Raw genomic sequence first — 9,132 nt, forward strand, 5'->3', positions numbered from 1 at the left:
ACCCCCCCGCCCCCCGCCGAGATCGCATGGGGTCTGGTGGGCTGGGATTTGTGTTTAAGAGACCGGGCGGCTACCCGGATCGACCGGCGCAGCCGGCCGCTGCCCGGCGCGGGCCGCCCGGCGCGTGCCCGGCGCTCGGGGCGTTCGGGCAGGCTGCCGGGAGCCCTGGGCCGGTCGTAGGCTTCGGCGAGCAGGGACCTGACCTTCCCGGAGAAGCCGGGCCCGGGCATCGGCAGTTCGATGTCGGGCTCGCGGAGGTAGGCCGAGGCGACGGCGGTGGGCATGTAGTCCATGAGCCCGGTGACGGTGGCGGAGCGGGTGCGGGTGATCTGCTTGGCGAGGTGGTGCAGGACCCGCAGGATCGTGGTGGTGGAGGCGCTGGTGATCAGGTCCTCCGGGTCCTGGGGCGGGGGCTGGACGTCGTCGGTCTGGCCGTGCCACCAGCTGGCCGCCTCGTCCTCGCCGAGGGACAGGTGGTGCAGGTACAGGCAGTACGCGGCGGCCGCCTGGCCCGCACCGGCCGCGTACTGCCACCAGAACCGCGCCCCGTCATCGCTCTCGGTCAGCTGCAGCACACAGGCCAGGACCAGCGCGCTGCGGGGCTCGGGCACCTGCTCGGTGACGAAACCGGCAACCGCTTCGGCGGGCGTGTGGCTGACGAGCGTCTCGCACAGCACGCGCAGGTCCTCGGCCGCGGCGTTGAAGCCGCGGGCGGCGTCCCCCGGTGCGACGCTCTGGCGGGGGTCGGTCTCGCAGGGGACGGCCGGGGGCTGCACGACGTCCCGGGGTACCGCAGCTCGCTCACGGACGAGCAGCGCCCGGGAGAGCAGGTCTTGTACGGGTGTCATTCGGTGGGCCCTTCGGTGTCGGGTGGGTCGAAGATGTTGTCGAGAAACCTTTCGGCATAGCGCTCCGAGGACTGCACCGTGGGCTTGGACAGCCCGAGCAGTCCCGATGTCTCCTCGGGGGTGAATCCGCACAGGCTGCGCAGGACCACGACGTCGAGCGGGACTTCGGGCAGCCGGCTGATGGCCTTGAACAGCTCCAGGCTCTCGGCCATCTGTGCCATGCCGGCGGCCACGTCGGTCATGGTCCGCAGGGCGACGGTGTCGAACGCGGCGTGCCCGAGGTCGGGGCGGCCGTCCACGTGCGGGGTCTTCGCCATGACGGTGGCCCGCAGGATCTTCCACGCGTAGTGGCGCATGTCAGGGCTGGCCAGGGCGCCGTTCCAGGACAGCCACAGCAGGTCGAAGGTGTCCGCGACAGCGGCCTCGCACGGGTCGTCGAAGAGGAAGACCCGGCAGTAGCGCCGGTAGGCGTCCTCGACGGTCTCGCGGAACGCGCCGTGTTCCAGCGGCGGTACGACCGCGCTCGTGGTCACCGGAGGGCTCCCCGCGGATCTCTCGATCCATTCCCGGCTCTTCTGCGCGTCCAGGGCCGCCTGCCGCCACAGGCGCTGCAGGGGCCAGACCGGCATCTGCAGGACGCCGGCGATGCCCTCCAGGAGTTCCCAGCGCGGGTAGAGACCGACACCGCGCATGAGCTCGGACAGCTTGGACTTCGCGAGCGGGACCCGGCCGCTCATTTCGGCGAGTGTCAGGCCGCTGGCGAGGTAGCGGTCGCGGGTCGGCTCCAGCCAGGCCCGGTGGGTGCTGCTCACGCCGGTGGCGATCGGGCCGAGCTTGCGGCCCGGACGCCCGCCGGGGACCGGGCCGGAGGCCGAGTACTCGGGCTCGAAGGGGGTGCTCACGGGGCGTCGTCCTCCTTGTCGGGCACCGCCGTCACGCGGTGCCCCGAGGCCGTCGCGGCGCGCGAACGCGTCACGTGGAAGACCTGCTGAACCGTCAGGCCCAGGGCGGGTGCCAGCGCGGTGATCGCGGCGACCTGCCCCATCATGGTCATCGCCACGCTCCAGGTGAGCACTATCAGCAAGGCGAGGAGGATCACTACGTGCTTTCGGTCCATGCAGACCTCCAGGTATCGGTCGAAGGTGCGCGGCCATCCGGGGCCCGCGTCGAAGTCACCCCAACTGCCGGGTGCCGAGCCGGTAGTTGGGAGGCACATCATGGACCGTCACCTCTGCGCTACGCCACGTGATCATGGATTCGCGGAACAATGGCGTCCGCGAAATGTCGGTTCCGTGAACAAGGCCGACCGTTCCTGCCCAGGTGACAACACGTCAGCCCCACGGAACAGCGAAAGTTCCCGGTTTTCCTTGCATTCCACGCGCGCACCCCTACCAATGGACACAGGACACCTCGGTGTCGGTCTTCCATCCGGAAGAGGCCTCGCCTCCGTGCCGATAAGAGGGGCGTGGCTCGGCTCAGACGTTCCCGCCTGACCTGACGTAGGGGCCAGGCGGGAACGGAGCATCCCACGGGACGCCATGACGGTAGCCCACACCACCGACACGCGCCCCACCCGAAGCACCCCGCGAGCACACGGGAAACAACCGCACCGGCACCGGCCTTGGCGGTACCGGTCCCGACGGTGCCGGCCCCGGTGCCGGGCGGAGGACTGCCGGTGGCACATCGGCACCCCATACCATGCATGATCAGGGAAGTAAGCTCTCCGTATATTCGGAATGGCTGGATATGATCGGTCGGCACCCTCACCCCACGGGGCCGCACGAGCAGTTCCCCCATGCCCTCTCCCGAGGACCGGGCTCGGCCGTCCGTGGGTCCCTCCCCGCTGCACCGCCCCCGAGGACCGATGTCTCCGATGGAACCCGCAGGTCCACCAAGCCGGCCACCCCGTCGGCGCCGCCGCACCGTGCGCCTGCGCACGCTGCTGATCTGCCTGGCCGTCGTCCCGACCGTGGCGATGGCCGCCCAGGTGACCGTGACCGCCCAGCGGTTGCTGACCCAGTCCGAGCACCTGCGCACCGATGTGGAAGCCGGCGAGCGCATCGGCGTACCGCTGGTCGGGCTCATGAGCGAGCTGCAGGCGGAGCGGGCGACCACGGCGGCGCGGTGGGCGGGCACGTCCGTCTCTGAGGACGTCCTACGGGAGAAGCGGGCGGCGACGGACCGTGCCGCGGCGGCGCTCCGGCAGGTCTCGGGCGGCGGCAGCGGCGGCAGCGGCGCCGCGCAGCCCTCCGGGCAGACCGACGGCCAGCTCGACGAGGTGGGCGTCCGACTCGAGCAGCTCACCGCGTTCCGCAAGCGCGCGGACGCCCACAGCGGCAGCGCCGATCAGGTGGTCGACTACTACACCGGCCTCATCGACGACATCATCCGCGCCTACCAGTATGAATTCAGCCACGCGGACGACGCGGAACTCGCCCAGGAGAGCAGACCCGCCGTCGCCCTGTTCTCCGCGGCGGAGATGGTCGCGCGCGAGGACACCCTCCTCGCCCTGGCCGGGCCGTCCAGGGAGCTGGCGTCCACCGGGTTCTCCGGGCTGCTCGACGCCCTCGGCACCCACCGGTACCTGTACGACAGCTGGATCGTGCCGTATCTGTCGCCCACGGAGCAGGCCGCCTACGACAAGCTCACCGCCTCGGACGCCTGGCGCACCAAGATCCGCATCGAGAACGCGGTCGTCAGCAACCACCAGGACACCGCGTCCGGAGTGAAACTGCCGGCCGATGTGGCCGGCTGGCGTGCCGCGCACGACGCGTTCGCGCCGCAGTTGGCCGCGCTCAACGCCGACCGGTCGCGGAGCGTGCTCGCGCACGCCGATGCGAAGGCCTCCGAGCTGGAGACCGAGGTGTACTGGCTGGTCGGCGGGAGCGGCGGCGCCCTGCTGCTGGTCATCGGGGTCGTCGTCCTCACCACCCGGTCGGTGCTGCGCAGGCTGAGCCGCCTGCACACCCGTACGGTCGCCATCGCCGAGGAGACACTGCCCCGGGTGGTGGCGCGGCTCCAGCGCGGTCAGGCCGTCGACACCGAGGCGTTGCCGGCCGTGGGCGGGCACCAGGACGAGGTCGGGCGGATCAGCGACGCCTTCGCCCGGGTCGTCGCCGTGTCCGTCGACGGACACCGGCAGCTCGCGGCCGAGCGCCACGGGTTCGGTCTCTTCGCCTCGGGCATCGCCGCACGTACCGGAAACCTCGTCAGCCGCCAGCTGAGCCTGACCGAGGAACTCCAGGACGCCTTCGGCCACGACGAGGTGCTCCTGGCCCAGTTGATGCGGTCCGACCAGTTGACGGTGGGCATGCGGCGCCAGATCGAGAACCTGCTCATCCTCGCCGGAGGCGAGATCCCGGACCCGCACACCGAGCCCATGCGCCTGGCCGACCTGCTGCGGGAAGCCGCCGCGGAGGTCGAGGACTTCCGGCGGATCGAACGCCATGCGCTGGACGAGGCGAGCGTGCAGCCGCACGTCATCAGTCAGATCAGCCACCTCCTGGCCGAGCTGCTGGACAACGCGACCCGCTTCTCGCCGCCGCGCTCGAAGGTGGTCGTGCGCGCCGAACTGGCGGCGGACGGGCTGTCGATCGAGATCGAGGACCGCGGACCGCGCGTGGCGGCTGCCGGGTACGAGGAGATGAACCGGCGACTGCACACCGCACCGCCGTACTCCGTCCTCGCCGAGAACGCGCACCGGCTGGGCCTCTTCGTGGTGGGTCACCTGGCCGACCAGCTCCAGGCCCGGGTCACGCTGCGGCGCTCGGTGTACGGGGGGACGGCGGCCGTGGTGAACCTGCCCGGCGAGCTGCTCGTGCCGGCCGGACGGGAGGGCGAGCGGCTGCCGGAGCCCGCGCCGGCACCCGACCCGGATCGGGAACCCGCGCCCGCAGCCGACCGGAATCCGGAGCCCGCGCCGGCACCCGGCCGGGATCAGGAGCCCGCCGCCGTCCTCACCCCCGTACGGGCACCCGCCCTCGAAGTCCGGCCGGCCAGCGCACCCGAGCCCGTGCGGCCGCAGACCGGGCGGGCGCCGTCCGCCCGCGCCGGGCACGGGGACGGCGCGCGGCCGCCCCTGCCCGAGCGCGTCCCGCAGACCCATCTCACCCGGCAACTCCGCGGGCACCGCGCCCCGGAGCCGGACGCCGGCCCGGACGCGGCGACCCCCGAAGAGGTGGCCGACGCCTGGGCGGACTACGAAGAGGGGACCCAGAAAGTGGAAGCAGAGCTCAGACAGGATCAGCCATGACCACGACAGCCAACGACATGATCTACAGCGTCCTGGACAACAACCTGAGCCGGATCGCCGGCATCCAGGGAGCCGTGCTCCTGTCCAACGACGGGATCAAGCTCAGCGCCTACCTGCTCGAACGGGACCAGGCGGAGCGCATCGCCGCCGCGTCCTCCGGGATCGCCGCCACGATGAAGGCGATATCGAGGGAGGTCGGCGGCGGCGGGGTCATCCGCCAGCTGGTGGAGATGAGCGACCGCTATCTCTGCATCGTCGGCTGCGGGGAGGGCAGCACGCTCATCGTGGTGACGTCCCGCAAGGCCCGCCTCGGGGAGCTGGGGGGCGAGGCGGTACGGACCGCCCAGGCGCTCGGCGAGTGGCTGGGCACCCCCGACCGCTCCCCGCTGCCGACGTCGGCACCGGCGTCGACGTCGTAATGCCGCAGGAGCCGCAGGGTCGCCGAAGCCTGCGCCGGACCCGGCTGTACGCGCTGACCGACGGACGTACGGCCGCCGCTCCGCAGACCGTCCTCACCATGGACACCACCATCGTGGCGGCGGTCACCGAGGACGACGCCCTCAGCGGCCTGCCCACCGAATGGCGCGCCATCCTTGCCATGTGCGCGCCATCGGGCGGACTGGCGGTCGCCGAGATCGCCGCACGCATGCACATGCGCCTCACCCCGATGACGCTCCTCCTGGGCGAACTCGCGGACCGGGGGCTCGTCCGCCATCGGCCGCCCCTGGAGAAGTCCGAGACCACCAATGTCCACCTGCTCATGAAAATCAGGGACAACCTTGCCCGGATATGACACCTCCGATGCTCCTGCCCGGGAACCATCCCCTGTCAAGATCCTCGTCGCCGGTGGATTCGGAGTCGGCAAGACCACTCTGGTCGAGGCGGTCTCCGAGATCGAGCCGCTGCGTACAGAGGAGCGCCTCACCAGCGCGGGAGTCGGTGTCGACGACCTCGACGGCATCGAGTCGAAGTCGCTGACGACCGTCGCGATGGACTTCGGCAGGATCACCCTCGCCGACGCCGGAGTCGTCCTCTACCTGTTCGGCACACCCGGCCAGGAGCGGTTCTGGTTCATGTGGGACGACCTGCTGAACGGGGCCCTCGGTGCACTCGTGCTCGTCGACACGCGGCGCCTGGACCGCGGCTTCCCGGCCATCGACTTCTTCGAGAGCCGGGGACTGCCGTTCGTCGTCGGCGCGAACTGCTTCCACGGCGAGCAGCCGTACACCGCGCAGGAGATCGCCGCCGCGCTGCACCTGCGCGATCCGGCCACGCCCGTTCTGCTGCTCGACGCCCGTTCCCGCTCCGACGCGCGCGACGCCATGCTGACCCTGCTCGACGTGGTCATCGCCGAGGCCCGGACCGCGGCGAGCGCCTGACCGGGCAGGGCGAGGAGCGCCCACGCTCCTCCGCACCTCATTCCTTCGATGATGGGAATCCGTCACATGTCCGACATCACCGTGCGCGCCGTTCAGGCGGAGGACTTCGCCCAGTGGCGCGTCCTCTACCGCGGCTACGCCGATTTCTACGCAGTGGAGCAAACCGAGGAAGCGGCCGCGACCGTGTGGGCCTGGGTGACCGACCCCGGCCACGAGGTCAGCGCCCTCGTCGCCGAGAACGCCGCCGGGCGGCTCGTCGGCCTGGCCCACTACCGCCCGTTCTCCCGTCCGCTCTCCGCGACGGTCGGCTGCTTCCTCGACGACCTGTTCGTGGCGCCAGAACACCGCGGCTCCGGCGCCGCCGACGAACTGCTCGGCGCCCTGCGCGGGCTCGCTGCCGAGCGCGGCTGGAGCGTGGTCCGCTGGATCACCGCCGACGACAACCACCGCGCACGGTCGAAGTACGACCAGGTGGCCACCCGCACCATGTGGGTCACGTACGACATGGCTCCCGGCGTCTGAGCGCGGACTCCGCTCGCGGCCGCCTCGCACCGGCCGCCCGGGTCGGCGACGCACGCCCCGTCACGCGGCGCGCGTGAGCCGGTTCGCGAACGTCGACACCGTGTAGGTGCCGATGCCCAGGACCACCTCCAGGGCGTTCTGGCGCGTGTAGCCGAAGCCGTGGAACCGCTCGAGTTCCTCGTCGCTCACCGCACCGGACGAGGCGAGGACCCGGAGGGTGAACTGCGCCACGGCCTCCAGGCGTTCCGGGTCCGGTGCCGGCCCCAGGGAGGCGAGCTTCGCCTCGTGCATGTCCACGCACAGGTGGCACTGGTTGCGGGCGGCGACGGTCAGGATGACGGTCTCGCGGGAGTGCGGGTCCAGCGTCGTGGACTCGAAGATCTCGCTGAGCTTCAGGAACCCGTCCAGGGTGTGCGGCGATTCCTTCAGGAGGGACACGGCGTTGGCGGTGCGGGCGGTCAGGTCGTTGCGCAAGACGGCTCCAAGCTGAGGTGGACTAGAATGGACAACATGGTTGACCATGCTGACGAGGAAAACGTAAACCAGGTTGTCGATGATGGCAAGGGACACGAACCGGGATACGAGCTGCCGCTGCTCCTCTTCGCCGGCTTCCGCACCCTGATCGACCGCCTCCACGCCCGCCTCGCCACCGAGGGCCACCCCGACCTGCGCCCCGCGTACGGCTTCGCCATGCAGGCCATCGGCGCGCAAGGGGCCACGGCCAGCGACATCGGGCGCCGACTCGGCGTCTCGAAGCAGGCCGCGGGCAAGACCGTGGACCGCCTCCTCGCCGTCGGCTACGCCGAGCGCACCGACGACCCCGCGGACGCACGCCGCAAGCTCGTGCGCCTCACCCCGCGCGGCCGCGACGCCCTGGCCCGATCAGCAAGGATCTTCGACGAGCTGAGGGCGGAGTGGGCCACGGCCCTCGGCATCGATCGCGTACGCGACGTGGAGGCCGCACTGCGGACCGTCGTACCGGCGGAGACGGCATTCCGGCTGGACGCCACGAGCTGGCTCGGCGGGGCGTGACGACCGGACCGGAGGTACGGGCACGGGCCGCACGGTCTGGCCGCCGATCATGCATCTACGCTGGTGCCCGGTCACATCGTCGCGAGTGACCGGTCGTGGAACGGAGCATGCGGTGCCAGCGGGCCAAGAGGGGCAAGAGGGGCGAGACGACGACGGGAACCTCGTCGGCAAGGTACTCGGGGGACGCTACCGGGTGACTGCCGTCATAGGCCGCGGCGGCATGGGAGTGGTCGCGCGGGCCGTCGACGAACTGCTCGCCCGGGAGGTCGCCGTCAAGGTGCTGCGGACCTACACCGACGCGAGCGAGTCCGAACTGGCCGGCCTGCGCACCCGGATGGAACGCGAGGCCCAGGCCGCCGCCCGCATCCGCCACGGCGGGGTGGTCACCGTGCACGACGTGACCCAGGAGCAGGGCCGGCCGGTCATCGTCATGGAACTCGTCGACGGACCCTCCCTCGACGACGTGGTGACGCAGCGCGGTGGGCTCGACCCGTACGAGGCCGCCGCGATCGGCGCCAAGCTGATGGACGCGCTCGACGCCGCGCACCGGGCCGGGGTCCTGCACCGTGACGTCAAGCCGGCGAACGTACTGCTGGAGCATGACGGCCGGGTCGTGCTCACCGACTTCGGCATCGCCACCATGGAGGCCTCCGAGGACGAGGCCATGGCGAAACTGACCCGCAGCGGTCAGCTGGTCGGCTCGCTCGACTACCTGCCGCCGGAGCGCGCCCAGGGCAAGGAGCCCGGCCCGGCCTCGGACATCTGGTCGCTCGGGATGACCCTGTACGCGGCGGTGGAGGGCGTCTCGCCGTTCCGCCGCACCTCGGCGTGGTCCACCATGGCCGCGATCGTCTCCGAACCGCTGCCGGAGCCCCGGCGGGCGGGGCCGCTCGCCCCGGTACTGCGGGCGCTGATGGCGAAGGAGCCTGCGAGCCGGCCCACCGCTCAGCAAGCCCGCGTGATGCTGGAGCGGGTCGCGGCGGCCGGGACCGGAGCGCGGGCGTGGGCGCCGGGGGCGGGGGGCGGGGGGGGCGGCGGGCGTCCCCGCCGCGGACCGCGGCGCGGCAGCCGTCGTGCCGGCGGCCGAGCCGGGGGCGGT

General features: G+C 71.7%; 11 protein-coding genes. 7 read left to right on the top strand and 4 right to left on the bottom strand.

Annotated features, from left to right (window positions below; genetic code table 11):
- From ACFXA3_RS25045 to ACFXA3_RS25055, 3 genes are all read right to left on the bottom strand, one after another.
- Positions 1-848 (bottom strand): hypothetical protein (locus ACFXA3_RS25045; RefSeq protein ID WP_385190361.1); only part of this gene is annotated, 848 nt, incomplete at its 3' end.
- Complete coding sequence (locus tag ACFXA3_RS25050; RefSeq protein WP_385190364.1) at positions 845-1,750, bottom strand: sigma factor-like helix-turn-helix DNA-binding protein; 906 nt, start codon at positions 1,748-1,750, stop codon at positions 845-847. The genes ACFXA3_RS25050 and ACFXA3_RS25045, both read right to left, overlap by 4 nt.
- The gene (locus ACFXA3_RS25055) at positions 1,747-1,965 is read right to left on the bottom strand and encodes a hypothetical protein (RefSeq protein ID WP_054226891.1); all 219 of its coding nucleotides are present in this window, start codon (positions 1,963-1,965) and stop codon (positions 1,747-1,749) included. Before ACFXA3_RS25055 ends, ACFXA3_RS25050 begins: the two co-directional genes overlap by 4 nt.
- 807 nt (positions 1,966-2,772) lie before the next feature.
- Here ACFXA3_RS25055 and ACFXA3_RS25060 point away from each other — a divergent pair.
- The 5 genes from ACFXA3_RS25060 to ACFXA3_RS25080 all read left to right on the top strand — a co-directional run bounded on the left by ACFXA3_RS25060 (position 2,773) and on the right by ACFXA3_RS25080 (position 7,001).
- Entirely contained in the window at positions 2,773-5,100 is a 2,328-nt protein-coding gene (locus tag ACFXA3_RS25060) for a nitrate- and nitrite sensing domain-containing protein (protein ID WP_385190366.1), read from the top strand.
- Positions 5,097-5,519 (top strand): roadblock/LC7 domain-containing protein, encoded by a 423-nt coding sequence (locus ACFXA3_RS25065; RefSeq protein WP_376193741.1) that lies wholly within the window; start codon positions 5,097-5,099, stop codon positions 5,517-5,519. Before ACFXA3_RS25060 ends, ACFXA3_RS25065 begins: the two co-directional genes overlap by 4 nt.
- Positions 5,519-5,893: a DUF742 domain-containing protein gene (locus tag ACFXA3_RS25070; RefSeq protein WP_385190369.1), complete on the top strand. Its 375-nt coding sequence runs from the start codon at positions 5,519-5,521 to the stop codon at positions 5,891-5,893. Before ACFXA3_RS25065 ends, ACFXA3_RS25070 begins: the two co-directional genes overlap by 1 nt.
- Complete coding sequence (locus ACFXA3_RS25075) at positions 5,880-6,479, top strand: ATP/GTP-binding protein (protein WP_385190371.1); 600 nt, start codon at positions 5,880-5,882, stop codon at positions 6,477-6,479. The genes ACFXA3_RS25070 and ACFXA3_RS25075 overlap by 14 nt, the downstream gene beginning before the upstream one ends.
- A gap of 66 nt (positions 6,480-6,545) precedes the next feature.
- The gene (locus tag ACFXA3_RS25080; RefSeq protein ID WP_385190374.1) at positions 6,546-7,001 is read left to right on the top strand and encodes a GNAT family N-acetyltransferase; all 456 of its coding nucleotides are present in this window, start codon (positions 6,546-6,548) and stop codon (positions 6,999-7,001) included.
- A 60-nt stretch (positions 7,002-7,061) separates the two neighbouring features.
- Here ACFXA3_RS25080 and ACFXA3_RS25085 read toward each other — a convergent pair whose 3' ends face one another.
- The gene (locus tag ACFXA3_RS25085; RefSeq protein ID WP_385190377.1) at positions 7,062-7,523 is read right to left on the bottom strand and encodes a carboxymuconolactone decarboxylase family protein; all 462 of its coding nucleotides are present in this window, start codon (positions 7,521-7,523) and stop codon (positions 7,062-7,064) included.
- Here ACFXA3_RS25085 and ACFXA3_RS25090 point away from each other — a divergent pair.
- Together ACFXA3_RS25090 and ACFXA3_RS25095 are read left to right on the top strand one after the other, a co-directional pair.
- A complete protein-coding gene (locus tag ACFXA3_RS25090; protein WP_385190380.1) occupies positions 7,503-8,033 on the top strand; it encodes a MarR family winged helix-turn-helix transcriptional regulator in 531 nt (176 codons plus the stop codon). The genes ACFXA3_RS25085 and ACFXA3_RS25090 overlap by 21 nt on opposite strands.
- A gap of 49 nt (positions 8,034-8,082) precedes the next feature.
- Positions 8,083-9,132, top strand: a 1,050-nt coding sequence (locus ACFXA3_RS25095; protein WP_385190382.1) for a serine/threonine-protein kinase, incomplete at its 3' end; no start/stop codon positions are given.

The sequence above is a fragment of the Streptomyces sp. NPDC059456 genome, assembly GCF_042750055.1.
Taxonomy (GTDB): Bacteria; Actinomycetota; Actinomycetes; order Streptomycetales; family Streptomycetaceae; genus Streptomyces.